Here is a 25,504-nt window from a genome sequence, read left to right on the forward strand (position 1 = left end):
GATCAACTCAGTCTAAAGGTTGAGTTATTTGCCTTGCCATTTCGCAGCCCGTTTTTCTAAAAAGGCACTCGTGCCTTCCTTGACATCTTCGGTAACGCAAAGTTGGCCAAAGAGGCCATTTTCGTAAGCGATAGCATCACGCAAGCTCATTTCAGCGCCCCGATTGATTAAGCGTTTGGCAAGCGCAGTTGCTAATGGCGCGTTTTTGGCAACTTTGGTGGCCAGTTTATGGGCCTCATCAAGTAATTCGCTAGCAGGCACGATTTTTTCAATTAAGCCCAGCCGCTGAGCTTCGCTGGCAGGAATTCGCTCGCCAGTAAGGACTAAATATTTTGCCACGCCAGTGCCAGCCAAACGTTGGACGCGCAAGGCTCCACCCCAACCAGGCACAAGTCCTAAACCAACTTCAGGCAAGCCAACCTGCGCTTGCTCGCTAGCGATGCGGATATCGCAACCCAAGGCTAGCTCGAAGCCACCACCAAGCGCAAAACCGTTGATTGCTGCGATGGTGACTTGTGGCAATTCGCCCAGTTTCCAGAGCACATCGTGCAAGGCCTCTGACATTTGGCTGCCTTGCAGCGAGCTTTCGATGCTGTTGACCTCGCTAATATCTGCGCCAGCAACAAAGGCTTTTTCGCCAGCCCCAGTGATGATCAAAGCTCGCACTTGGGTATTGTGGGCTAATTGCTCGACGGCTTGGCCCAATTCACGAATGGTTGCACTGTTCAAGGCATTCAAGGCCTTAGGCCGATTAACCGTAATAACCGCGATTTGCTCGTTAATTTCAAACACAATATGTTCAAATGACATAGAACCCCCTATGTAAAGGATGAAGGATGAAGGATGAGGGATGAAGGATGAAATTTGGATCAATCATTGAGCGAATATTCTCTATTTCGCAGCATTGAGCATAAAGGATGAATTATATGTGATGAAGCTCTGAATCATATATTTCATCCCTCATCCTTGTATATAATTCATCCTTAGTAAGAATAAAAGCCTTGGCCCGATTTGCGCCCGAAGTGGCCGGCGAGCACCATGCGGCGCAGTAATGGTGGCGGGGCAAAGCGTGGCTCACGGAATTCATCAAACATAATATTGGCGATCGAGTAGACCGTATCAATCCCCACAAAATCGAGTAGGGTTAATGGCCCCATCGGATGCCCACAGCCAAGCTTCATGCCTTCGTCGATGTCTTCACGGGTAGCAACGCCGCTTTCAAGCAAACGCACTGCATCCAACAAAAACGGCACAAGTAGGCGATTGACAATAAATCCAGTGGTATCGCTGGTGTTAATGGGGGTTTTGCCCAAAGCCCGGGTAAATTCGTGCAAGCTGGCAATCGTTTCATCGGAGGTTGTCAGAGCACGAACAATTTCAACCAATTTCATGACCGGAACCGGATTGAAGAAGTGCAATCCCGCAAAACGGTCGGGGCGTTTGGTCACTGCGGCCATTTCCATAATCGTTAGCGATGAGGTGTTGGAAACAAAAATCGTGCTGGGGGGACACAATTCATCGAGCGCAGTAAAAACTTCGCGTTTGGCTGGCAATTGCTCAACAATCGCCTCAATAATCAAATCGCAATCTGCCAAATCCTCGAAGCTGGTAGTGCCATACAAGCGGGCCAAGCTTGCATCACGGTCGGCGGCACTTAGTTTGCCTTTGCTAACATCCTTTTCCAAAATGGCGTTGATGCGATCCAAGCCTTTATCTAATACAGCTTGATTAACTTCTCGCACAACCGTCATGAAACCTGCTTGGGCCGCAACTTGGGCAATGCCCGCGCCCATCAAGCCACAGCCAAGTACCCCGACTTTCGTGATCGCCATCGATCATCTCCTTGTGCTACAACAAGCAATTTATGCTCGCTATTATAGCCGACTTAGAATGCAGTGCGTTAGGAAAAGGATGAAGGATGAGGGATGAAGGATGAAAAGGGCAAAAGGTAAAAGGCAAAAGTAGGGATCAGCGTCGGCTTTGACAACTGACCCCTATTAACTGGCCGCTTATTTAATGTTGGCTAATTGGGTTTGGCTGACCCTTGGTATCTTCGGGTTCTTTGGTTGGCGATGGTGCTGGTGGCTCCTTCGTTGGTGCCGGAGTTGGCGGTGGCTGGGTTGGGGGCACGTCGGTTGGCTTGACATCCCCTGGATCTTTGGTTGGTACAGGTGCGGTTGGTTCGCGCACGACAGTTGGGGTGGCGGTTGGTAGCCCAATAACAGGGATTTCGGTTGGTGCTGGCACATCGGTTGGCTGCATGGTCGGTGCTGGCACATCAGTTGGTGCTGATGTGGGCATCGGCGGCACATCGGTCGGCACATCAGTTGGTACTGACGTGGCTGTTGCAGTTGGTTTGATCACCGATGGAGGAACCCTAGTCGGTTTAGCAGTTGGCCATGGCGTGCTGGTTGAAGTTGGTAATACCACCTCGGTTGGTTCCTGGGTAGGAGTATGCGGCTTGGGTGGTATTTTGGGGTTGGTAACGTGTGGCACATCGGTTGTATTAGGAGCCAAAGCTGGCTGATAGACTGCGGTTGGTCCAAGTGTAGCTTTAGCTTGGGCGGTTGGGCTAACGGTTGTATTTGCTACATCAACTCGCTGGCGGCTTTGATCAAGCGTCTCGATCAGATCATTGTGTTTAATATCGTCGGTGGCATTTACCACCGGAATAATTGCAATTGTGGTTTGTAATTGCTGATTGACTTGGCTCAATTTGCTGCGCCGTGGGTCATTGGTATCGGTTGGCGCAAGTGCTAGCTCAATTGACTGAGTTTCGTTGACCACTTCATCGAGCAATTCATCTGGTACTGGTTTATTCAAGGCCACCAAACTGGCAATCTCACGCTGGCGCTCGTTGACCAGATCGATCCGAGCAGTTAATTGCTCAGTGCTCGGCGTAAACACTAGGCTAATCGATTCGCTCCAACGTTTGATGCCATACAAACTATCACCTGGCAAGGCACTCGCCGAAGCTGATAAGACCATATTTCCACTCAAACAAACCAGGAATAAGATTGTCGCGGTAGCCCAACCCCAGCGTTGGGTTAATAAGCGCCGCCGTGGTTTAGGCTTTGAGGTGGCTTGGGTGCGATAGTGTTGAGCTAAACGCATAAAATCAGCTTGAGCGTGGCTTGCTCGCACTGGCATAGTTGGTGGATTGACCCGTTGTAATTGAATTAATGGATTAATTAATTGCTGGATAGCCTCGGCATGGTGCGGATACTGCTGGCAGAGTGTTTCGAGGCTGGCCCCGTTTTGCCATGCATCAATAATCATATGGCTCAAATTATCGTTCATTAGTCCCCCACTGGTCGAAGTAATCGACCCAGCGCGTTAAGTGCCCGATGCTGTAATGCTTTGATAGCACCTTCGCTACGACCAGTGATTTGCGCAACATCACGTATACTCCGATCTTGCAGAAATCGCAGTATGATCACTTCAGCTTGCTCATCGGTGAGTTGCTGCAATGCCGCATAGAGTTCAGCATGATCCAACGATTCTAACGATTGTTGATCTGGCCCGTCGGCAGGATCAACTACACTTTCCACAAGGGTTTCTTGTTTGCGCCGCCCTTGACGACGTAAATGATCAACCACCCGATCATGGGCAATCCGATACAGCCATGAGGCAATGCTCCACCCTTGATAATTGAATGAAGCCAAGCCTTCGAGCATTTTTATAAACACATCGGCGCGAATATCTTCGGCTGTCTCGCGGTCGCCGATGCGATAGTAAATATAACGAAACAACGCGGGCGAATATGATTCATAAAGAAATTGCAGCACTGCATGATCATAGGCTTTGGCGCGTTCGATAATTTCTTGATCGCTGAGAGACTCGAACAAAACGAGCGTCCCCTTTCAATGTATACCGTCTGAAGGGTCAATTTGTTACGGTTGAATTGGCACCGTTTTTGACCATTCATCCCCATGGTACAATAGCTTGCGTCTCAGCGTGGAGTCACCCCTTGTCGATGGTGCTTGCTCCTGCTAATGTGCTGCTCTGTCATTCATGTAGATCACAAAGGAGTGTTCATGGCATCGTCAGTGGCCCTGCCAACGTTTCAATCAACCGCCCGATTATACCGTTGGTTGATTCAACCTGGTGCTGAGGTAGCAGCAGGCCAGATTGTAGCGTTGGTTGTTGATGCACACGCTGAATGGGCGCTTCCAGCACAGCAAACTGGAACGGTTGCGGCATTATTAGTTAATGAGGGAGCCACCCTCGATGCGACTACTCCATTATTACAATTTGTTGAAACGGTGTCAAAACGTCAACTTACTGTCACCCCACTTGCTCGTTGCATCGCCAAGCGCCATCAACTCGATTTAAACACCATTAGCGGCACACTCGCCGATGGGCGGGTTGGTAAACGCGATATTCTAGCCCATTTGCCTGATGCTTCTCCAACCACAGCTGAGCCGACCGAGCAACTCGCCGCGCCTGCCGATGGGTTTTGCGTTGCTGAACAGATGGGCAATGCCTTTGCGCAATCTGAGCAAGTAATTGTGGTTGCTGCTCCTAAAAGCCCGCCAACCAGCCAAGCAACGCCGCAAGCAAGCATGCTTCAGCCGTGGACTGAAGCCCAACTCCAACAAATTCAGCTCCGTCAACTTGCCGCTGCCAGCATTCCCCAAGCCTATTGCTCGCACGCCATTAGCTTGGATCGATTTGATCCAACTGAATTAACTGCGCATTTACTGCTAGCAACAATTCAGGTCTTGCAACGCCATCCGTTATTACGCAGCGTTTGGGTCGATGGCGATCGCTTGGAACGTGCTAGTTTACATATGCATGTTGAACATCCTTTGGGTAGCTGTAGCATTCCATTTGCCGCCGATTTGAATTTGCGTGGCTTACAACGGGCATTAACTAGCGCGACCAATGAGCAAACTGGGGTGTTTAGCTTCATCCTGAGTGCGGTGAATCTGTGGAGTGCTGCGCCGATCAACTATGGTCAATCGGCGACCTTGCATATTGGGGCCACGCGCAAAGTTTTAGTTGGCGAGGCATTGCAAATTAGCCACCAAGCAATCGCTACTCTCAGTTATGATAGCCGTTTGATCAGCGATGCTGCTGCCGAAGCATTTTTAGCTGATCTCGCCAAAGCCCTGGCTTAATTTAACGATTGTACAGCAATTGCATCGGCCCATGTTAACGTGCCAGGCATTGCGCTAAGCCCAATTCGGCCAATTTGGCCTGGCTCAAACCAGAAATCGCCCAAACTGAGCCAACTACCAGCATGGTTGGCTTGCTCGATCACAATTTCGCTCATCCCATCGCTATGGGCAATGCGATAATGGGCTGTGCCAGCCTTGGTTGCAACGTTGGGAATAAAGACCAATACGCGATAACGACCCGCTTGGGCGATCCATGGCCGCCAGAGGGTTTGACCACCAGTGCTTGTCCAATGTGAGCCATTGAAATTGCCCACAGAATCCGCTTGCCAGCCGCTGCCATAGCGCGTGGTCGTGGCTGGGTCGCTATCATCGGCCAAACTGCTCATGGCTGGTTGATTGCAACTATCCACCTGATCGAGCCATAACCAACGGCTGCTGGCTCCGGCTGGATGCGCAGCCCATGGATCGGGCAAGGTGCTACACCAACCAGCGGGGTCAACATCGCGCCCTAAGCGCTGAATGCTCAAATGGAGATGATCATTAACGCTACAACCAGTTTGCCCAATCAGCCCCAGTAATTCCGATTGAGCTACCTGCTGGCCTGCTTGGACATCAATCCGCCCCAAATGCCAATATGCGCTGCGATAGCCATTGAGATGCTGAACCACCACCACGCCTGCTGGTGTCGCACAGCCGCTATCAATCCAGCCCGCAAATAGCACCGTGCCCGCTGCCACCGCCAAAATCGGGCTATCAGTAGGTAGATCATAATCCCAGCCATTATGCCCATCATAGCCCAATTCAAAACTTAGACCATTACCTAGCATCGTGCCATCGGCATTAATTAAAGGATACTGATGGTCGAATTGGGCAATTGGATGGTTGGCAGCACTAAACGGCGTGAGCATAAATGGCTGATCGATTACTGAATTGTAGATTGGCTGGCGCGGATCGCCCATAATCGGCGTTACCTGCGCGACCCATGACTGTTTGCCAGAACCCAACAAATGCTCAAGCTCAGTTTGGTTATGGGTTTGAGCCAAAACCCGCAACAAACTTGCATTCGCGAGATCTAAAGGTTGCTTGGTTGACCACCAGCCGCCATGCTGAAGTTGAAATGTGTTGGTAATTGGCTGGCTTAAACCTTCGCGTAGTTTGAGCGTTGCCCAGAGCACTTGTTGGGGAAAGCCTGCTTCGGGGCCACCAAAGGCATGCTCAAACCCTGTTGAATCAGCTAAATCGTGATTAATTGCTAATAAACCGACTAACACCAGTGGATTAATATTCCAGCGCAAGGCTTGGCCTGTGATGATATTGGCAGCATCTTGTTGGATGCCATTGCCCACAGCAAAGGTTTGCTTAGCCAAGGTGGGCCAGTATTTAGCCAGTAACCTAGCAATAGTTTGGGCATCGCCATAGCGAGCATCTTGCAAGCGCACCGGATCGATCAACAAGGGCAATTGGCGTTGTTCGGTTGCGCTGCCAATGCCTGCGCCTTCGGGTATTGCTGTTGCACTTGGTATTTCAATTGCTGGTTTAGGATTTATTTGGTTAGTTGGTTGTGGATCAAACACGCTTGGCAAGAGCAATGGTATTGGCAAAAGCAGACATAAATCAAGCACCAGCAGCAATAACAATGGCTTGGGTAAGCCACGATCAAAACGCCAAGCACGCTGCAATGTTCGATTGGGGCTGAGTGAATGACGGGCCATAGACCAAACTCCTGCATACGAAAACTGTTGTTAGCCTAGCCTGCCACTACTCAAAATGCTACCCAGCGAGATTACCAACTGATGTCAGGAATAAGAACATAGAGCAAAGAACATAGAACAGAAGGATGCGGGATCAGGGGGCAGGGGCTAGATATCAGGATGTTAACCTAGCGGCGCAGAGAATGAAATGTTCATCTACGCCCCTGTGTTAATCTTATTTGATGATTAGCAAACTTCGACTCTTCGTGGTTTCAGGGTGTATAGATTAACCAGGAGTGGGGTCGTTACACCTCGCGCCGTGATTGCAACTTGGTAGCTTCCCGCAATACTATTGGCCTGAAGCTGCGACACGTTGTATTCCATTAGATGAAGCCGAGATCATGCCGAACTCTATGACTGCCCCAACATCACATGATTGATCAGCGCGACCGCCGATCCCACACCATGCTCGGCACGCAGCTGCTGTCCAAGAGCGGCGGCCCGACACCCTATGTCGGCATCAGTCACGGCGGCGCTGATCGCGGCGGTCAGTCCAGCGACGCTCAGCCGCTTGCGCGGGATCGGCTGTGGCCCAACGCCTAAATCCGCGACGCGTTTGCCCCAGAACAACTGATCGCCCATAAACGGCACAATGATCGAGGGCACGCCGGCCCGCAACCCGGCGGCGGTGGTGCCGGCCCCGCCGTGGTGGACGACCGCCGCCATTCGCGGAAACAGCCAGCTGTGTGGGATAGACCCAATCATATGCACGTTGGCTGGCAAATCAGCCACGCTCAGGCCGCCCCAGCCAGCGGCCAGCACGCCGCGCTGGGCGGATCGCTCTAAGGCCTCTAGGGCGATCCGCCCAGCTTCCTGCGGATCGCGGCTGCCCATGCTGCCGAAACCGATGTAAACCGGCGCTGGTCCGGTGGCCAAGAAGGCGGCAAGGTCGGCTGGCGGCGACCAGCCGGCCGATTCATCGAGAAACCAGTAACCGGTCAGATGATGCCTGGTAGGCCAGTCAGCCGGGCGCGGTAGGACATGGGCGCTGTATCCGTACAGCACTGGCATCTGGCTCCGTGCCAGCGTGCGGAACGGCCCCCAGAACGGCGCTTTTGGGAGGCCCAGCGCTTGCCGGGTAGCCTCATCGGAGGCCTTGAGGCTGTGCCAAAACAGCTGGCGGGTGGCATGGAACGAGAATCGGTTGAGCGCCCGACCGAAGGGCAGGTTGGGTACCAGTGGGCTGGGAAAAGCGTGGGTCGGCGTGAATGGAAAGACGTGGCTTTCGATCAGCGGAATCTTGAGCGCGGCGGCGATCGAATGGACACCGCCGAACACCGACATTCCAGCCACGATCAAGTCACTTCCTTCCAAGAGCGGCGGCAGGATGCGAGCGCTTTCGGTGGCACGCTTGCGCATCTCGGCACGCATGCGCATGAGGATGGTCAGGAAGTTGCCGTTTTCGGTGACTGCACGCCACTCGGGGCTTTGCAGAAGCTCCTCGATGTCTGGTCCAGTGGAGTGAAACTCCAGGCCTGCATCGTGGGCCAGCCCGGCGAAATTGACTGACCCCAGTAGGCGCACGTGATAACCGGCATTCTTTAGGCCTGCGCCGAGAGCGACATAGGGCTGCACGTCGCCGCGCGATCCGGATGTGACGATTGAAATGATCGGCATTGGGTGTCTCCAGTAAGTGGTTCGTCGTTCGAGCATTGTTCGGTAGGTCGTCCTGAACGTGGACATTAACGCCCTTCCATGCTCGATACAAGCTACTAAGTGCCAAATCCATTAATGATGAGGTCGGCTGCGATGTCGGGGACGGTGTCCCAGTGGTCGGCAAGGATGCGGTCGCCCATGATATGCTCGATCATCAGGCCCATGATCATCCCGGCAACGGCCCGGATAGTCAGCTTGAGCGCGGTTGGGCTAAGGTTGTGACGGACGGCGTGGTCGGCCAGCATTGTTTCAGCGAGGGTTAGGGTTGGCTCAAGGATCTGGGTATAGTACATGCCGCGTAACTCCTCGTTGACCATCATCTCCGAGAGGACAATGCGGAACAATGCGAAGTTGTCGGTTTTTAGGTCTGTCCAGGGGTGCTGGAGCATGGTACGGATAATCGTCGGCATATCGCCGTCGGTGGCCTCTAACGGGATGCTATCAGCCAGCACAACGGCCTTCATACGCTCGAAAATGCCCATCAGGATGGCAGTCTTGGTTGTGAAGTAGGTATAAATCGTGCCTTCGGCGATGCCGGCCCGTCGAGCGATATCGCGCGTTGTGGTCGCGTGGAAGCCTTTTTCGGCGAACACTGCGGCAGCGGCATCCAAGATCTGGTTAGTGCGTGCGGCGATGCGTTGCTGCTGGATTGGGTCAATCATCTAGATTCCTCCGATACCTGCGACGCGCTGAGTAAAGATGAGTGGTTACTCATTTAAATGAGCAATCACTCATCTAAATGAGTATGAAGTATGCGCTGGTGTTTGTCAAGGGGGAGTGTCACCATAAGGCGTTTAGCTGCGATGCCAGCAACACGATGAATTGTAGCGCTGTCGCTGCTAATTAGAGCACATTTGTGCCATAAAAACCCATCGACGAAATCATAGAGACCTCAAAGCATGCTGGATGATGGGTATTGTGGTACGATTTCAGACTGAACAGATGTTTAATGCAGAAAACTAGGAAAATCTGCGTTTAACTCCATGGTGGTCTTGCGGTACTACTGGTTCAGAGTTGCAAGGATAGGAGGAGTATTGAACTATCGGATGCACCAGCGAGGCTGTTATGCCCAAACGTACTGGCTGTGCCTACGTGGCAACAACTCCAAATGCAGATTACCGGCCCAAACAGTATCTCTATGAACTCATTTGCCCCATTGGCTTAACTGAGGATTCGGTCGCCGACCGCGCCATCAAAACCACCGTGCGCGATCATCACCTATCACCTTGACCATTGGCGTGCCAATGGCCTTCTTGGCTTGGTTGCGGCTCCCACGTCCCTCCAGCATGCTGCTCGATTTGGTCGCCTTTGTGTTTGCGCTCAAGGCCGAGCATCCCCCGCTCAGGCCCATGAACTGGCCACGATTTGTTTTATCAAACATCTAGTATCAAAACCATTCGGCGCATGCTCGCGCCTCGCCCAATACCGCCATCGGATACCCTTTGGGTGATTGGTCGGTTGACATTCGCTATCTCGATATGAAGCGTTTGCGTGGCGGCAATAGTTACTGTATTAATGCCCGCAGTATTGGAGAGAAAGGTTGTTTGTTGAATCGTGAGTGTACCATTATCGACTAGCTTACGCTGATTACCTCGATTATGCTAGATCATATGTGGATATTCAACCAGCAACACTGGTTTTAACGCAGCGGCGCAGAGAAACATTTAATTCTCTGCGCCGCTGCGTTAAAGCTGTTTAATTACTTGGGAGCTTTACGCTCTTCGTGATTGCAAACGTCTAGCCTCTGATCTCTAGCCCCTGAACCCTACTTTACAATCAACTCAACCTCGATATTGCCACGGGTTGCGTTGCTGTAAGGGCAAACGGTGTGGGCTTTTTCAACCAAGGCTAAGGCAGTTTCACGCTCAACCTTGGGCAAATCGACAGTCAAGGTAACGGCCAAGCCATAGCCACCTTGGGCATTGGCCCCAAGGCTGACTGTGCCAGTCACGCTTGAATCAGTTGGATCGGCTTTGGCATGTTTGGCGACCAAACTTAAAGCACTGTGAAAACAGGCAGCGTAGCCAGCCGCAAACAATTGCTCGGGGTTGGTCGCGCCGCCAGGCCCACCTAACTCTTTGGGCGAGGCAAGATCGAGCGTTAAGCTGCCATCAGCTGCGGTTACTTGGCCCGTGCGTCCGCCCGTTGCCGTCATTGTGGTCGTATATAAGGTTTTAAGTGCCATAATCATCTATCTCCAAAAACATACTAGATTTATATTGATAACAATCATATTGTATGCAATATAATTTGTCAACAGCTAATTTTCGTGCTACGGTGCTTGAGTTATATAAACAGGAGGCCAGCGATGAACTTGGAACAACAGGGCTTATTGTTGGAGCAGCAATTGTGCTTCGATGTCTATGCGGCCTCGCGAGCGATCAATAAGGCTTATCGGCCACTTTTAGAAGCCTTGGGCTTAACGTACCCTCAATATTTGGTGATGTTGGTGCTGTGGGAGCATGAAGCCCAGACCGTCAAACAACTCGGCGAACAATTACAACTCGATTCAGGCACGCTCTCGCCATTGCTCAAACGACTTGAAAGTGCAGGCTTTTTGCAGCGTCAACGCCGTGCCAGCGACGAACGTGAAGTTGAAATTCAATTAACCGAAGCAGGCCAAGCCTTGCGCCAACAGGCCAGCAATGTACCAGCCTCAATTTTTCAGGCAATTGGCTTAAGTGCTGCTGAATATCTACAGCTTAAGCGTTTGCTACGCCAAGTGATGGCTTCGGTTGAAGCAAATCTCCCTGATTAGGGATGGTTAGTTTTGATAAACTTGATTCAATCGATCATGATCACCACCCCTCCGCCCCGCCTCAAGGCGGAGAACGCAGGTGGTTTTCATCCCCCTGCACCCCCTAAAGCACAATCATTGGATAGCTATCGCACAATAGCGAATCTGCAAAGAGATGTTTGACGAAGTGCTTTTGATCGAAATGCGACGGCCCCTACGATCAAACCATCTATGGTATAATCAAGGCCCGTACTGATGATATTCAGTGCGGATTTTTTATTTAACGCGGAGCACAGTAAATGACGAAGTATATTTTCGTGACGGGTGGCGTAGCTTCATCGGTGGGCAAGGGAATCACCGTGGCCTCGCTGGGCCGTTTGCTGAAAAGTCGTGGCATTAGCGTTTCAATTCAAAAACTTGATCCATATATCAATGTTGACCCTGGTACGATGTCGCCCTACCAACATGGCGAGGTCTTTGTGACCGAAGATGGTGCTGAAACCGACCTCGACTTGGGCCACTACGAACGCTTTATTGATGAAAATTTGTCCCGCGTTAATAACATTACAACCGGCCAAATTTATTCTTCAGTGATTCAAAAAGAGCGCCGTGGCGATTTCCTCGGTGGCACAATTCAAGTTATTCCGCATATCACCAACGAAATTAAAAGCCGCGTAGCCTTGGTCGCCAAAAATACCAATGCCGATGTGGTGATTGTCGAAATCGGCGGCACGGTCGGCGATATCGAAAGCCTGCCCTTCCTCGAAGCTATTCGCCAAATGAAAAAAGATGTGGGCCGTGATAATGTGATGTATATTCATGTCACCTTGCTACCCTATCTCCAAGCCAGCGGCGAACTCAAAACTAAGCCAACCCAACACTCAATTGCTGAACTGCGCCGCGTTGGTATCTCGCCAGCGGTGGTGTTGTGTCGCTCCGATTTGCCAGTTGATGATGATATTCGTGAGAAAATCGCCCTGTTTGCTGATTTGCCCAACGAGGCGGTGGTAGCTCTACCAACCGTCGATTCAATTTATGAAGTGCCGTTGGTGCTTGAGGAAGCAGGCTTAGGCGATTTAATTATCGAACGCTTGGCTTTGGCTGCTCAGCCAGTCCAACTTGATGAATGGCGCTCGTTAGTTGAGCGGATCAAACAACCCAAACGCCATACCACCGTGGCGATTGTGGGCAAATATGTTGAACTGCGCGATGCCTATATGAGCGTCGCTGAATCGGTGCGCCACGCTGGTTGGGCCCAAGATATTCAAGTTGAGATCAAATGGGTCTCTTCAGAAGAGCTTGAAGTCGCTGATCCAGTAACCATGCTCGGCGATGTGCAAGGGATTATCGTACCTGGTGGCTTTGGCTATCGCGGGGTCGAGGGTAAAATTCGGGCTGTACGCTATGCTCGCGAAAACAAAATTCCCTTCTTGGGGCTCTGTTTGGGCATGCAATGTGCCACGATTGAATTCGCTCGCTTTGCCTTGAATGCGCCTGATGCTAACTCAACCGAGTTTAACCCCAACACCAAACTGCCCGTAATCGACTTTATGCCTGATCAATTGGATATTAGCGACAAGGGCGGGACGATGCGCTTGGGAGTTTACCCCTGTATTTTAGCGCCCGATACCAAAGCAGCCAAAGCCTATGGTCGTGAATTAGCCTTGGAACGCCATCGCCATCGCTTTGAGTTTAACAACAAGTATCGCAAGGCCATGGAAGCAGCTGGCTTTGTGATAAGTGGGCACTCACCTGATGGCCGTTTAGTCGAGATTGTTGAATTGCGCGACCATCCATGGTTTGTGGCTTCGCAATTTCATCCTGAGTTCAAATCGCGCCCGAACAATCCTCATCCATTGTTCCGCGATTTTGTGCAGGCTGCCTTGGAACAAACCGCCGAATAATTGGTTGTTGATTGCTGGAGATCGGGCTAGCAATAGCTCGATCTTCATTTTTTAACGCAGAGGCGCAGAGCGTTTAATATTTTCTCTGCGCCGCTGTGTTAAAACTACCCTTTCATAATTCATCTTTCATAATTCATCCTTTTATCTCTCAGTCTAAGGGCTTAGAAATTTCCGCCCGACGACTGATGCCAGCCTGCTTAACAGCGCTTATAGTTAGCCCATCACCAAATCAGATTCGATTGCAACATAGGAAAGGAACGAGCACCATGCGACGGCTACTCACCAATCCACAACCAAAACGCCAGTCAAGCACACATTACTCGCCAATAGCCCACATTTGTGGCTCATTGCGTAATGTAGATTTAGGCTATGGTTTTGCTGGCGAGATGAGTTTGACGAAGGATGGATGGCGACCAATAGTGTGACGTGTACTGACACACGCTAGTGCTATGGTCGTCACAGCAGTGACGACTATTTTGTTTTAGCTAGAGGTTTGCTCATGACGCTCGAAGATCCTACCCGCATTGATATTGTTGCGGGTTCACTCGACCCCGCCCGCCCTGGGTTGGATTTATGGGTCGTGGACACTGGTTCAATCAGTGATGACAGCCTCCGCTATCGTTTGCTGATTGCGAAAGTCTTGATCTATGCCAATTATATTGCCAGCCCAATGTTTACCGTTCAACATCCTAAGATTAAGCGCTCCGATGTTTTGATTCGGGTGGTTTGCTTAACTGCCCCAACCAAAACGATGCGCGACGTAACTGGGATTGTTTCATGGTTTGATCAAACCTTGCGTGTGCCTGTGGTGGTGGAAGATGCCGCCAAGGTTGCCAAGCGCTTGGATGCCTGCCAAGGCGAAGTTCGCCGCTATGTACGTAAGGTGTTGGAATTGGCGCAGATTGAGACAGCGCCCGAACCAACATCATGGCGCTTGCCATGGCGCGGTAAAGCCAAAAAGCCCGCTTGAGGGAGAGAACGAGCGGAGCAGGAATTAACCAATAGTTTGAGGTATCGCTAGCCAATGATCGATTTCATCATCAATGGGTTAGCGCTTGTGGGAGAGAATCAACAAACTGGCGAGGTGAAGGATTTACAATTTAGCCAGCTTCCTCGCCAGCTTGTGGGAGACAAGTGAGAGTTTGCTGAGGTGCTTGTGGGACATACTTCGCTTGAACCACGAAGTTCCACGCCTTTTCCTCAGCAGCCCTGACCGTTCAGCATACCGATTGAAGGAGTCGTATGCCGCTACCAGAGGAACCAAACAATGTTAACGTGGCGAATGTGGGCTTTAATCAGCCGCTTCTTGGAACCCTTGTAACACCATGATCGTCTCGTGATAGATCTTGACGAAGGTGAGGGCTATAACCGCGAAGAACGCGAAGATCACGAAGAAGGTTTTAACGCAGAGGCGCAGAGCATTTGGTTATCGGAATATTATGAGGGTTTTGTACTGGTGACAGGGATTCAGGTAACTCACTGATCCCCAGCCCCTAAACCCTAATCCCTAAACGTGAGCATATAGTTTAACGGCAGAACATCAGGATGTGCTTCGGCACAGTACTTCGACAACTCTTCCTCAATTTGAGGTGATCGTGGGAGTTACTTCGTTAGCCTGACGTACAGGTTCGATTCCTGTTATGCTCACCAATGTGATCCACGAAGGGCACGAAGAAGGTTTTAACGCAGAGGCGCAGAGAGGAAGGCGCTTGGCTATTGACAGCATCTGTGGGCTTGGTTTCATCCTTCATCCTTCATCCTTCATCCCTCATCCTTCATCCTTAAACTTCGGGCCTATAGCTCAGTTGGTAGAGCAAACTGCTTCTACGTCAACTTCCTCGTTCGCGAGGTGATAGTAGGAGCTACTTAGGTCGCAGGTTCGAGTCCTGCTAGGCCCGACCTATTGTGGCTCCATGGTCTAGTCGAATCAGCTGTGATGTAGTTGCCCAAACCAATTCACAGCGTTTGACCCGCAAGCGTGATTCGGGCTAGACCATGGTTTTTTTGTTGAGAAGAGTCGTTTCCCTTCCTTATAACTTGGAGGTGGCCATGAACACTGTTCGCCGCCTGTTTGCTCGCACGCCTGATGCAGCTAATGGGCTTAACCACGAGGGCTTTCCCACCTATCAACGCAGTTTGGCTGAACGTTATGTGCAAAACTTGTTGACCAATACGATTGGCTCGACCTTTTATGCCTCGCAAGGTACCAATTATGGCTTGGCCTTGGAGTTGCACCAAACGATGTTAGCCCATGACCCACTATTTGCTGCGAAAGCCTTGGTGTATGCTCGCGAACAAGGAACCATGCGCCTTCAGCCAATTATCGGTTTGGTTGTGCTATCAACCGTCGATTTGGGCTTATTTCGCCAAATTTTCAACCGAATTATTCTAACGCCAGGCGATTTGCAAGATTTTGTACAAATTGTGCGTTCGCGCCAGCTTCGGCCTGGCATGGGCCGCGCAATCAAGCAAACAATCAATGCTTGGTTGCTTAACTTGAGCGAATATCACGCAATTAAATATGGCGGCACGAACGCAGGCAGTATGACCCTGCGCGATGTGCTGCGCCTAACTCGCCCGCAACCTGTCGATGATCGCACTCATGCCTTGTTTAGCTATTTGATCGATCGCGAACGCTGGCGCAAAACTTGGGCCGAACAAGTGCCTACCCTGTTGCCGCAAATCGCGGCGGTCGAGCAACTTAAACGCACGAGCGATCCGACCGAGCAGCGAGCGTTGGTTGAGGCTGGTCGTCTGCCCTACGAAATTGTCACGGGTACTGGCAAGCCAGATTTGGCAATGTGGCGAACGTTGATCGAGCAAATGCCCTATTTTGCCTTGCTGCGCAATTTGGCCAGTTTGCAACGGGCTGGTGTGTTCCACGATGCGGCGATGGTTGAATATGTGGTTGGCCGTTTGAGTGACCTTGAGGCCTTGCGCCGCGCCAAGATTTTGCCCTTTCGTTTGCACGCCGCTTGGTTGGCCTTCACGCCATTGAGCGAGCAGGAAAAGCTGATTCAGCAAACCCTTGAGCAGATGCTCGAAATGGCCTTTATCAACATGCCCGAAATTCCTGGGCGAGTGGTAGTTGCCCCAGATGTTTCTGGCTCGATGGGCGGGCAAATCAACCCTAAATCGCGGGTACGCTATGTTGATATTGCTGGCATTTTCGCTGGCTCGCTCTATCGCAGCAACCCAACCGCCCAACTATTGCCGTTTAATACCAGCATTGTTCAGATGGAGACTTGGCGCGAAACCAAGCTGATGTGGGTTACAAAGCAGATTACGGCCAAACTTGGTGGTGGCACAGCGGTTTCCGCCCCAATTTCCTACTTGTACGATCGCCGTGAGGTGGTCGATGTGGTGATTGCGATTACCGACAATGAAGAATGGGCACGCGATAGCTATGGTGGCACGAGTTTCGTCAGCGTTTGGCGTAAATATCTGGCCGAGGTTAACCCTAAGGCTCAAGCATTTTTGATCACGATTGCGCCCTACCCGCACGCGGTTGCCCCGCCCGAAGAGCCAAATGTGAGCTTTATTTTTGGTTGGGCCGAACATGTGCCCGCCTATATTGCCCAAAGCCTGCTTGGTTACGCCGATCAGCTTAGCGCGATCGAACAAATTGCGCTGTGATCAAGCCCAATGCTAACAATCCCTATAGAGTAATTCTATGGGGATTGCTGCATTTAACCCGATTTTTCGTGTATGATTAACCAATGCAACGGCTCATCAATCGGGCTATGCACAACAACGAGCATGCAATGAAGCATGAATGCTATCAATGTCGATGGCGCTAGCAGAAACCAATTGGTGTGAATATGCAGACAGAACATTCCGATCTCCTTCCACGTTACACCACTGCTCTAATTGGGCGTGATGCTGAAACTGCTGAAATTGGCGCTTTATTGGCGCAAGGTCAGCGGTTAATTAGTTTAGTTGGGGCAAGCGGCGCGGGCAAAACCCGTTTAGCGGTTGTTTGTGCCCGTTTATATGCCGACCAGTTTGTTGGAGGCTGTTTTTTTGTGTCGTTGGTACCGATTCGCGCTGCGGGTTTGGTGCTGGCAACGGTTGCCGAAAGCCTCGGTATCGCTCCCACCACCGATCAACCATTGCTGACCACGATTGCCGCTCATTTTCCACATCAACCTAGCTTGTTAATTCTCGATAATATTGATCATGTGGTTGAGGCTGCTTCTGATGTCCAAGCATTAGTTATGGCTGTGCCGCAATTAACGATCTTGGTCACCAGCCAAGTTGCGCTGAATGTGGCTGCTGAAACGATTTATCGGGTGCCATTATTGAGCGTGCCTGCCGAAGATGCTCGTTTGAGTGCCAGCGAAATTTTGCAATATGGCGCGGTTCAATTATTCAGCGAACGCTTGCGACGCTTGCAGCCAATGCTCAAAGTCGATCAACCACAGGCTCAAGCGATAGCCGAAATGTGCCGTTTGGTGCAGGGCTTGCCGTTGGCCGTCGAGCTAGTTGCCAGCCATAGTCGCAGTTTGCCACCCTCGGATTTAGTGCGAATGGTGCGGCATCACTTGCGTTTAGGTGCGGCCATGATCGACAAAAATAGCACCATGCAACGCAAAGAAATTTTGTGGCCAGTGCTCGATTGGTGCTATCGCCTGCTTTCGCCAACGCTACAAATTTTGTTTATTCGCTTGGGGATTTTTCGCGGCAGTTGGACGCTCGAATCGGCGGAAGCGATCTGCGCGGGAATTCCCGATGTGCCGATCAATGTGGTCGAAGGATTACAGACCTTGGTCGATAAATCGTTGGTGCAGCTTGAAACCTTGCCCAACGGCGACCATCGCTATCTGATGCTTGATGCAGTGCATGCCTATGCCGAGGGTCGTTTACAACGTCGCCGTGAAGCTAACCACCTGCAACGTTTGTATAGCTCGTACTTTACCCATTTGGCTGAGAGTGCCGAAAAACCCTTGCTCGGAGCCGAGCAGCCGTTGTGGATGGCCCGCTTGCAGAGTGATATTTACAACTTGCGCTCAGTGCTCGATTGGGCGGTTGAGCAACATCCAGCCACAGCTTTGCGAATTGCTGGCTCGTTGTGGTTGTTTTGGTTTACCAAAGGCTATGCCCAAGAAGCTCGCATTTGGATTCGCCAAGCATGGCGGCGTGAACATGAAATTGAGCCTGTTGTGCGGGCAAAAGCAGCGATTGCCGCAGGCATTTGTGCCCAATATTTTGCCGATCATGCTGATGCTACCTTGTGGTATGAGCGTGGTCAAGCCTTGTTCAAGCAAGTTGGCGATACTTTTGGCGAAACACGGGCTTTACATAATTTGTCATCATTAGCCTATCAACAACGCTACTATCAAAAAGCAATTGAGCTTGGTGAGGATGTGGTGGCCCGTTGGCAAGCGATGGATGATCGTTCGGGCGAAGCTGCCGCCTTGAGTAATTTGGCCAGTTCCTACACTGGTTTGGGGCGTTTCGATGATGCTGAACGGTGCTATCAACAAAGCCTGCAACTCAACCGTAGTCTTGGCAATCAAGTTGGCATTATTCTCTGTCAGAGTGCCCGTGGCTGGCTCGCTTGTGCCATTGATGATTTAGCATTAGCCCAAGAGGCACTTGAAGAATCGCTCAACCTGGCCTTGCAAAACGATGCACGTAACTTAATCCCTGGTTCGCAAAGTGCATTAGCCCGAGTTTGGTATAAACAGGGCCAGATCCAACGTGCTTTCGAGCTTTTGCGGCCTGTTTTTGATATGCAAGCCCAATTGCAAAATTTGGAGCAATCGGGCGAAGAAATGATAACCCTCGCCGCTGTTTTGGCTGAGCACTATCCGGCTTTAGCTCAACCAGCGCTTGAGTTTGCTGAACGTATGCAAGACCCCTATAATGAGGAACTTCAGCCAGATCCGGCGATGCTAGGCTTTTTCACTCAAACTGCTGAGCGGGTAAACTATTTTGCAGGGCAAGCTGCGGCTACATCAACGCTACCAGCAATTAGCGAATTTCTCGATTTAGTCGATCAAACGGTTGATCCACGAGTGTTAGGGTAAAATTTTGGGATCGAGGAGTTTTGAGCATAGAGGGAAACGCTTCGGGAGTGCTCCCCTCGCCCGCCGCAGTGGGCGAGGGGCTGGGGGTGAGGGCATAGGGAACTGGTTGTTAACCTTATAATCCATTACATTTAGTCAATAGCCACACTGCGCCGCTCCTTAAATGCGCGTTTCAACCCTTTCGTTTGCTTCTCGATTGCCTAAATTAATAAGGATACTCTGATGATGCGACAGATTGGGCGCTGGACAGGCTTAGCAGTGATTATAGGCCTTGCTGCTGGCCTTGCTAGCGCCTTTTTTTTAGTTAGTTTGGCTTGGGTGACCAGCCTGCAAACCAACAACTGGTGGTTATTGTTAAGTTTGCCGTTACTTGGTGGCTTGGTGGCGTGGCTCTATCAACGCTTTGGCACGAACGTGGCGGCTGGCAATAATCTGATCATCGAACAACTGCATAACCCTGATTCGGCTGGGATTCCCTTGCGCATGGCTCCCTTGGTACTGCTTGGAACCTTGCTAACCCATCTTGGTGGTGGTTCGGCTGGGCGCGAAGGTACGGCAGTGCAAATGGGGGCGAGTTTGGCGGCGCGAATTGGGCGTTGGTGGCGTTTACCCCAAGCTGAATGGCGTTTGGTCGTGATGATGGGCATCAGCGCAGGGTTTAGCAGCGTCTTTGGTACGCCGATTGCAGGCACGATTTTCGCCATGGAAGTGCTGGCATTTGGGGTTTTGCGCTATGAAGCATTATTGCCCTGTTTGGTAGCAGCCTTGGTTGGTGATGGGGTGGTACGTTGGCTGAATGTTGCTCATAGCCATTATCATGTGGCAAGTGTACCCGATTTGAGCATGATTTGGGCGATTTTAGTTGTAGCAGGAATTTGCTTTGGCTTAGCTAGCAGTGCCTTTGCGATCTGGACTGAATTGGTGCAAACATGGTCGCGCCGTTGGCTGCCCAACCCAATTTTGCGGGCAGTGGTTGGTGGCGGACTGATTGTCATGATTAGCTTTTTATTGAATACTCGTGATTACAATGGGCTAAGTTTGCCGCTGCTAGCCCGGGCTTTCGAGCCACAAGGCGTTGTGCCGTGGGCATTTGCGCTTAAATTATTGTTGACAGGCTTGACCTTGGGTGTGGGGTTTAAAGGTGGCGAAGTAACGCCATTATTTGTGATTGGCGCGACGCTTGGCTCTACGCTAGCCCAGCTTTTTGGTGTGCCTGCTGATCTGCTGGCGGCTTTGGGTTTTATTGCGGTGTTTGCTGGGGCAGCCAATACCCCGATTGCGTGTGTTTTGATGGGTGTTGAGTTGTTTGGCTCGACCTTGCTTGGACCCTTGATGCTGACAACCTGTATTGCTTACAGCGTTTCTGGGCATCGCGGGATTTATGCCGCGCAACGGGTTGGCTGGGCCAAACGCCAGCACTTGGGCTATCAAACAGGCAAACGGCTTGATCAACTGGATGTTGATTAAAAAAATGAGGCCCGAACTCTAGCCTAGTGTCGGGCCTCGGCAGCGCTATTGATTTGCACACATCAATACGTTTAAACTACCACGTCAGTCCTAAGAGCGCTGGGTTTTTCCATTAAACTACGGCCCCAAAGTTTGGCGGAGCTGGCTAGATTCGAACTAGCATCCAGCGGTATATGCATGATAGTGTTTGACTTGATGTTCAACAGCAAATACTGAATCTAGAGCGATAATCTGAATTTGAATGGCTGTGTTAGCGCCTCTGCCAATTGGGCTACCCAGCCTAGTTTTGGTGGCTGGGGGAGGATTCGAACCTCCACTTTCTAACACGACGTTTGCCGATTCAGCTTGAGCTTTAGTCTCAGCTTGCGCTCTTGCGCAGTGCTATTGTAGGCTAGGTTGCGGCTTTGAGCAATCGTGCTTTAGGCTGATTCATGAGGAACTAGGGGTCAGGGATCAGTTATGGAAACCAAGAAGAACACGAAGCATACGAAGGCTGATTTTTAGCCACAGATTGGCACAGATGTATTTGATTATTCCGCTGTACCAACAAGGTGATTTTTGTTAGCCACGAATTGCCCAAATTCCACAAATGATCCATTTCATCCCTTTTAATGCTCTGCGCCTCTGCGTTAAACTCCCATCACCCAATAACCAAGCACTCATATCTTTATGTTCTATGCTCTCTGTTCTATGCTCTCTTTCCTGATCCCTGACCCCTAGCCCCTGATCCCTACAGGCTATACAACTCAAAAGTACGTTGCAACATCGTTTGCAACTCAAATTGTTGTTGAATGCGTTGGCGGGCGGCTTGGCGGCAGGCTTGGTTTAATGCTTGATCGCTGAGCATGCGCCCGATTGCTTGCGCTAGCGCAGCACTTTGGCCTGGCTCAACTAGTAGGCCTTGAACTCCAGCGCTAATTGCTTCGCGCGTGCCGTCGGTGCTGCTGGCGACAATTGCTTGCCCACTGGCCATGGCTTCGAGCAAGGCAAACGATAAGCCTTCGTAAAGCGATGGCAAGACAAAGACATCAAGCGCAGCCAAAGCGGCAGGCATATTGGCCTGCTGGCCAACAAAATGAACTTGATTTGGCTTGGGTAGTTGTTGGGCGGCTTGGCGTAATTCGTCAGCTAAATCGCCCTCACCAATTAATGCGACATGCAGGTTTGGCTGCGCTTGCCACAGCGTTGGTAAGGCATCGAATAATATTTGATGGCCTTTTTGGCGACTCAAACGTCCCACCACGCCTAAAAGTGGCACATCGGTGGGAATCTGCCATGCTTTGCGAGTTGCTGAATCGCGTGGTTGCGGTTGCCAGCGTTGGCTATCAACTGCATTATAAATTGTGTGCAAACGCCGTTTGGGAAAGCCAAATTGCTCAAGCAATAATTGAGCATTGCCTTGTGAAACCGCGATGCCAGCGTGTAAGGTGGCGTATTGCCAACGCCGATTGAGCAAGCGCAAATGGTGTGAAAGCCAATTGAAGCGAGGAATTGGCGTTACCAATTGGAAGGTGATAACTCGGCGTGGCACTCGCGCTAAGGCTGCACCCAATACCAATTCAGCAGCGCGGCGCGGCGAAGGCACAACGAAATGCACAATATCAGGCCGTAATTGGCGAAAAAGCCGCGCCGCTTGATTAATTGCTTGCAACGATAAGCCATGGTCGTGCACCACATCCAAGGTTGCGATGCTCGCCCCATGGGCTTTGGCTCGATCGATCAAGGATTGGGTGGCTGGGCGCGGCGGCAGCAGCAAACCAAGCTCAAACTGCTGTTGATCAGTATTCAGCAACAGCGTTTCTAAATAGCCCTCGGCTCCGCCAAGCGCTGTGCTATCGCTAACAAACCAGAGTCGCCGTCTCATGCAGGCACTCGATAGATCGCTAAACGAGTTTGTTTGATGCGATAAATCGGCAAGCGCTCAGCTAATTCATTAACGCAGCGAGTTACCCCAACACACTCAGGGTGTGCATCGACCCAAGTATAATCATCCCAAACGACCACCCCGCCAGGCCGTACCAATTTTAATGCTACCTCGGTATCGGCCTTAACGAAGGGATACGAATGATCAGCATCAACCAACACTAAATCCATTTGGCCATAATATTGGCTAAAATCGAATGGCTCTAAACCAAGCCAAAGCTGGGTGATTTTGCTGGCCTCAGGGGTATTGTGAAAATGCTGGCCTGGCGTGAAGCTTAATTCAAACTGATAGCCATTGCGCCGCAGATACTCGTTGCGAGTCTTGACATCAAGATCAAGGGTGTAGATGTTGGTTTCAGGGCTGCTATGCTGGGCCATCATGCGCGTGGTTGCGCCCATGTAGGTGCCAAATTCAAAAATCGTTTTAGGTTGGCTAATTTGGGTCACCCCTGCCAGTGATAGCAATTCGGCCAAAGGCATTTCCATCGTATCGTCGCGCACAATCGCGGCAACTGGCACTTCGATGCTAGCTTGGTGACCTTCGGGAAACAGCTCAGGCAGCGAGCGTTGAGTCAGGGTATATTCAGCGTAACGCCCATATTGTTCAAATAGGCGTTGGCGCACGGTTTTTTGATTATTGGCAACCCGCCAAGCGATATAGCGTTGCAACACGGGCTTGGGGATAAATGGCCGCACTCGGCTTTTCCACGACATAGCGCTTCCTTTGACAATTAATAAATGTAATGGTTCATTGGTTGGCAATGACGTTCATATCCTCACCCCCTAGCTCCCTCTCCCGCACGCGAGGCGAAGGGGAACTGCTCGGAAGTACCCGCCACAGTGGGAGAGGGGTTGGGGGTGAGGGTACGGCGAAACTGGTTGTGAACCTTATAATCCATTACAAATAAAGACTGGTAACTGCTTGCGATAATTCGGCCAGATCGACGGTAGCTGTGCCAACTTTGCCCACCACAATTCCGGCTGCCAGATTGGCCAATTGCATGGCCTGCTCTAAACTGCTGCCACTGGCCAGTGCCAAAGCCAAAATTGCCACAACCGTATCGCCTGCTCCGGTTACATCGTAGACGTTGCGAGCATGGGTTGGCAAAAAGACTGGAGCATGGTCGTTGCGATAGAGTGCCATTCCATCAGCGCTGCGGGTAATGATCAGCGCTGCGCCTTGCAGCAACTCTAATAATTGATCGGCTGCCTGCTGCAATTGTTCAAGCGTTTGTAAGCTTAGTCCAGTGACAACTTGGGTTTCTTGCAGATTAGGCGTAATAACGCTGGCTTGGGCATACCGCCGATAATTAATCCCCTTAGGATCAACCACTACCGGAATGTTATATTGCCGTGCTTGTTGAATTACATGCTGACAAACCCGCTCGGTCAGTACACCCTTGGCATAATCCGAAAGAATGCAAACCTGATAATTGGCAATCTGTTGATCGACCCAAGTACAAAGCGCTGCTTCGCTGGTTGGATCAAGCGGCGTGCTGACCTCGCTATCATAGCGCAACATCTGTTGGTTATGGGCGATGATGCGGGTTTTGAGCGTAGTTGGGCGTTGAGCATTGATCAAGCCGCTGCTTTCGGCAACGCCCGCCTGTTGCAGGGCAAGTTTGAGCTGCTGGCCCGCCAAATCATCGCCGATCACCCCACCGAGCAGCACTTGGGCATTGAGCGCGGCAATGCTGGCGGCCACATTGCTAGCTCCGCCTGGCCGATAGCTGCGCGAACGCACATTGACGATCGGCACTGGCGCTTCGGGCGAAATGCGAGTAACATCACCCCAAATATATTCATCGAGCATGACATCGCCAACAATTAAGACCCGTTGTTGGCTTAATTTTGCCAGCGTAGCAGTTAATTCATGCACAATGAATCTCCAATTCGATCAATTCATGGGCTGGGCGTGGCTGGATATAATCGATCTTCAACGGCTGCCCAACCAAAGCTAATTGCTCCTCAACTGCCGCCAAGACCATTGCTGGCGTAATTTCCTGCATACATTGGCGCTCGATTGGGCAATTCTCCCAGAGCCAACAAGGTGCACAATTTAATGGCGTGTACAAATTGCTGTTGCAGCTATAGCCCGATTGAAATGGCGCTTCACGACCACCAAAAATAATCACCGAGCGGCAATCGACCGCCCGTGCCAAGTGCATTTGAAAGCCGACAAAGCCAATAAAGAGCTGGGCGGCCTGCAAAATTGCTGCCGATTCACGGATGCTGGCTTTGCCCCGCAGATCGATCACATGCTCAAGTTTGGGATCGCTGGGCATGCCAAGTTGCACAATTGTAAAGCGTTTGGCTAATTCGTTAACCACAATTTGCATGCGTTCGGGATACCACTCTTTGGTTGCGATTGGATAGCGTGCTGCCAAAATTGAGCTTTGCACCGCAATATACGGCTTGGAAATAATATGTTGAGTACGTTCAGCTTCAGTTAAATGCAGATAAGGCCGCACGCCCACCGGATAATCAATGCCTAAAACTGAAGCCATATTGGTAATCAGATGCTGTTGTGGTGGTAAATCGCGGGCTTGCTCTTTAATATGGGTCGTATAATTGAGCCGCTTGAAGGGTAAGCCATGCTGTTCAATGATTTTAAAATAGTAAGGCATCACCGGAATAATGCCAGCAATATCGGGATTATGTGCAAATAACTCCGGATTATTGGTTTGCATCCAAAGATCGGCTTCGCCATGTTCGCGCAATGCCCGAAAAATTGCTGTGCATAACAATTGATCGCCGAGGCCACCGCCAAACCCTAACACTCGTCGGATTGTCGGTTTGCGCAGATGCAGATTTAAATGCCACCAGCGTGGCAAAAATTTGCTTTGCCAATCGTAGCGCAGGCGGCGTTGAACTCGCACTAAAAATGAGATTTGGTTTGGATCTGCCACAA

The 25,504-nt window shown here is 51.0% G+C and carries 21 protein-coding genes and 2 tRNA genes; 11 read left to right on the plus strand and 12 right to left on the minus strand.

What is annotated here, in order from left to right:
• Positions 1-24: 24 nt before the first annotated feature.
• The 4 genes from ABEB26_RS12375 to ABEB26_RS12390 form a co-directional block, all read right to left on the minus strand.
• Positions 25-810 carry an enoyl-CoA hydratase/isomerase family protein gene (locus ABEB26_RS12375; protein ID WP_345722323.1) on the minus strand — a complete coding sequence of 262 codons (786 nt, stop codon included), beginning with the start codon at positions 808-810 and terminating at the stop codon, positions 25-27.
• A gap of 173 nt (positions 811-983) precedes the next feature.
• Entirely contained in the window at positions 984-1,832 is an 849-nt protein-coding gene (locus tag ABEB26_RS12380; RefSeq protein ID WP_012188758.1) for a 3-hydroxyacyl-CoA dehydrogenase family protein, read from the minus strand.
• A gap of 181 nt (positions 1,833-2,013) precedes the next feature.
• Complete coding sequence (locus tag ABEB26_RS12385; protein WP_345722324.1) at positions 2,014-3,300, minus strand: DUF5667 domain-containing protein; 1,287 nt, start codon at positions 3,298-3,300, stop codon at positions 2,014-2,016.
• Positions 3,300-3,848, minus strand: coding sequence for a sigma-70 family RNA polymerase sigma factor (locus tag ABEB26_RS12390; protein WP_012190315.1), 549 nt, complete (start codon positions 3,846-3,848; stop codon positions 3,300-3,302). Before ABEB26_RS12390 ends, ABEB26_RS12385 begins: the two co-directional genes overlap by 1 nt.
• Before the next feature lie 189 nt (positions 3,849-4,037).
• Between ABEB26_RS12390 and ABEB26_RS12395 the strand changes: the two genes are divergently transcribed.
• Positions 4,038-5,123 (plus strand): biotin/lipoyl-containing protein, encoded by a 1,086-nt coding sequence (locus ABEB26_RS12395; protein WP_345722325.1) that lies wholly within the window; start codon positions 4,038-4,040, stop codon positions 5,121-5,123.
• Here ABEB26_RS12395 and ABEB26_RS12400 read toward each other — a convergent pair.
• The 3 genes from ABEB26_RS12400 to ABEB26_RS12410 all read right to left on the minus strand — a co-directional run bounded on the left by ABEB26_RS12400 (position 5,120) and on the right by ABEB26_RS12410 (position 9,192).
• Positions 5,120-6,835 (minus strand): peptidoglycan DD-metalloendopeptidase family protein, encoded by a 1,716-nt coding sequence (locus tag ABEB26_RS12400; RefSeq protein ID WP_345722326.1) that lies wholly within the window; start codon positions 6,833-6,835, stop codon positions 5,120-5,122. The genes ABEB26_RS12395 and ABEB26_RS12400 overlap by 4 nt on opposite strands.
• A 390-nt stretch (positions 6,836-7,225) precedes the next feature.
• Complete coding sequence (locus ABEB26_RS12405; RefSeq protein WP_345722327.1) at positions 7,226-8,491, minus strand: glycosyltransferase; 1,266 nt, start codon at positions 8,489-8,491, stop codon at positions 7,226-7,228.
• A gap of 95 nt (positions 8,492-8,586) precedes the next feature.
• A complete protein-coding gene (locus ABEB26_RS12410) occupies positions 8,587-9,192 on the minus strand; it encodes a TetR/AcrR family transcriptional regulator (protein ID WP_345722328.1) in 606 nt (201 codons plus the stop codon).
• Positions 9,193-9,595: 403 nt separating this feature from the next.
• Here ABEB26_RS12410 and ABEB26_RS12415 point away from each other — a divergent pair, with 403 nt between their 5' ends.
• Positions 9,596-9,760, plus strand: a complete 165-nt coding sequence (locus ABEB26_RS12415; protein ID WP_345722329.1) for a hypothetical protein — start codon at positions 9,596-9,598, stop codon at positions 9,758-9,760.
• A gap of 535 nt (positions 9,761-10,295) precedes the next feature.
• Here the strand turns inward: ABEB26_RS12415 and ABEB26_RS12420 are convergent.
• Positions 10,296-10,715, minus strand: coding sequence for an organic hydroperoxide resistance protein (locus ABEB26_RS12420; protein WP_345722330.1), 420 nt, complete (start codon positions 10,713-10,715; stop codon positions 10,296-10,298).
• Positions 10,716-10,838: 123 nt separating this feature from the next.
• On the opposite strand from ABEB26_RS12420, the gene ABEB26_RS12425 reads away from it, so the two are divergent.
• The 9 genes from ABEB26_RS12425 to ABEB26_RS12465 all read left to right on the plus strand — a co-directional run bounded on the left by ABEB26_RS12425 (position 10,839) and on the right by ABEB26_RS12465 (position 20,670).
• The gene (locus ABEB26_RS12425; RefSeq protein ID WP_345722331.1) at positions 10,839-11,288 is read left to right on the plus strand and encodes a MarR family winged helix-turn-helix transcriptional regulator; all 450 of its coding nucleotides are present in this window, start codon (positions 10,839-10,841) and stop codon (positions 11,286-11,288) included.
• Between the two features lie 278 nt (positions 11,289-11,566).
• Positions 11,567-13,171: a CTP synthase gene (pyrG, locus tag ABEB26_RS12430; protein ID WP_345722332.1), complete on the plus strand. Its 1,605-nt coding sequence runs from the start codon at positions 11,567-11,569 to the stop codon at positions 13,169-13,171.
• A gap of 266 nt (positions 13,172-13,437) precedes the next feature.
• Entirely contained in the window at positions 13,438-13,596 is a 159-nt protein-coding gene (locus ABEB26_RS12435) for a hypothetical protein (RefSeq protein WP_345722333.1), read from the plus strand.
• 74 nt (positions 13,597-13,670) lie between these two features.
• On the plus strand, positions 13,671-14,141 hold the full coding sequence (locus ABEB26_RS12440; protein ID WP_345722334.1) for a hypothetical protein: 471 nt from the start codon (positions 13,671-13,673) through the stop codon (positions 14,139-14,141).
• Positions 14,142-14,686: 545 nt separating this feature from the next.
• Positions 14,687-14,821 (plus strand) — tRNA-OTHER (locus tag ABEB26_RS12445).
• A 140-nt stretch (positions 14,822-14,961) separates the two neighbouring features.
• Positions 14,962-15,069: transfer RNA gene (locus ABEB26_RS12450), tRNA-OTHER, on the plus strand.
• A 151-nt stretch (positions 15,070-15,220) separates the two neighbouring features.
• On the plus strand, positions 15,221-16,807 hold the full coding sequence (locus tag ABEB26_RS12455; RefSeq protein ID WP_345722335.1) for a TROVE domain-containing protein: 1,587 nt from the start codon (positions 15,221-15,223) through the stop codon (positions 16,805-16,807).
• A gap of 185 nt (positions 16,808-16,992) precedes the next feature.
• Positions 16,993-19,203 carry an ATP-binding protein gene (locus ABEB26_RS12460; protein WP_345722336.1) on the plus strand — a complete coding sequence of 737 codons (2,211 nt, stop codon included), beginning with the start codon at positions 16,993-16,995 and terminating at the stop codon, positions 19,201-19,203.
• A gap of 222 nt (positions 19,204-19,425) precedes the next feature.
• Positions 19,426-20,670, plus strand: a complete 1,245-nt coding sequence (locus tag ABEB26_RS12465; RefSeq protein WP_345722338.1) for a chloride channel protein — start codon at positions 19,426-19,428, stop codon at positions 20,668-20,670.
• Positions 20,671-21,400: 730 nt separating this feature from the next.
• Here ABEB26_RS12465 and ABEB26_RS12470 read toward each other — a convergent pair.
• The 4 genes from ABEB26_RS12470 to ABEB26_RS12485 all read right to left on the minus strand — a co-directional run bounded on the left by ABEB26_RS12470 (position 21,401) and on the right by ABEB26_RS12485 (position 25,502).
• The gene (locus ABEB26_RS12470) at positions 21,401-22,534 is read right to left on the minus strand and encodes a glycosyltransferase family 4 protein (protein WP_345722339.1); all 1,134 of its coding nucleotides are present in this window, start codon (positions 22,532-22,534) and stop codon (positions 21,401-21,403) included.
• On the minus strand, positions 22,531-23,307 hold the full coding sequence (locus tag ABEB26_RS12475) for an O-methyltransferase (RefSeq protein WP_345722340.1): 777 nt from the start codon (positions 23,305-23,307) through the stop codon (positions 22,531-22,533). Before ABEB26_RS12475 ends, ABEB26_RS12470 begins: the two co-directional genes overlap by 4 nt.
• Positions 23,308-23,491: 184 nt before the next feature.
• On the minus strand, positions 23,492-24,472 hold the full coding sequence (rfaE1, locus tag ABEB26_RS12480; RefSeq protein WP_345722341.1) for a D-glycero-beta-D-manno-heptose-7-phosphate kinase: 981 nt from the start codon (positions 24,470-24,472) through the stop codon (positions 23,492-23,494).
• Positions 24,465-25,502: a glycosyltransferase family 9 protein gene (locus tag ABEB26_RS12485; RefSeq protein WP_345722342.1), complete on the minus strand. Its 1,038-nt coding sequence runs from the start codon at positions 25,500-25,502 to the stop codon at positions 24,465-24,467. Before ABEB26_RS12485 ends, rfaE1 begins: the two co-directional genes overlap by 8 nt.
• Positions 25,503-25,504: the final 2 nt, after the last annotated feature.

This window comes from Herpetosiphon gulosus, from assembly GCF_039545135.1.
In the GTDB taxonomy this organism is placed as follows: Bacteria; Chloroflexota; Chloroflexia; order Chloroflexales; family Herpetosiphonaceae; genus Herpetosiphon; species Herpetosiphon gulosus.